The organism is Mangrovimonas sp. sgz306409 (assembly GCF_059735265.1).
Window position 1 is genome coordinate 1 of sequence record NZ_JCAPEU010000040.1, and the last position, 650, is coordinate 650.

Here is a 650-nt window from a genome sequence, read left to right on the forward strand (position 1 = left end):
AATCAGAAGCAATGAATTATACACGGTGTTGTGTGGCGTTTTTTCTTTGTTATGGCATGAATCGTTCATCAATTCGTACTATAATTCCGTTTTTTACATAAAGAAACAATAGAGTTTCATTTTTAATATAGGTTTCGATTTGTTGCAAATTAATTTTTTTTGGTTTCGTCATTTCTTGTACTCCGTCATCGTCAATTATGTGCTCAACTGACATCTTATCTTTCAGTTTAAAAGTTCTAAGTTTTGGATTCACATTTGAAATGTAATAGCCGTCAGTAATATTAGTAATGGTATCTTTGCCGTCTATGAAATAAGCTTCATCCCTCCATTCAGCATCTGCGGCTTCTTGTCCTGTTAAGTAATCTACATAGTCCGCTTTTATAAATATGTCAGAATTCAAATTTTTAATTTCCTTGAGATAGGCGAATCGATTCTCTATTACTGTGTCAATTGGGATTATCACGTCCGATTTAACTGAACTATTATTGTCAGTTGTAATATCTTTTGAACCGTCATTAGATTGACCGCATGACATGAGGAGTCCAAAGGACGAAGTAAGGAGGTAATATGAAATCAGTTTCTTCATTTTTTTAATGCTACACAACGGTTTGTGTATTGTTTCGTTGCGTGAAAATCCGCAGGATTTTCAG

At 33.8% G+C, this 650-nt stretch carries 1 protein-coding gene; it reads right to left on the reverse strand.

Annotated features, from left to right (window positions below; genetic code table 11):
• Positions 1-49 precede the first annotated feature (49 nt).
• The gene (locus tag AC6I5C_RS17835; RefSeq protein WP_053978591.1) at positions 50-586 is read right to left on the reverse strand and encodes a hypothetical protein; all 537 of its coding nucleotides are present in this window, start codon (positions 584-586) and stop codon (positions 50-52) included.
• Positions 587-650: the final 64 nt, after the last annotated feature.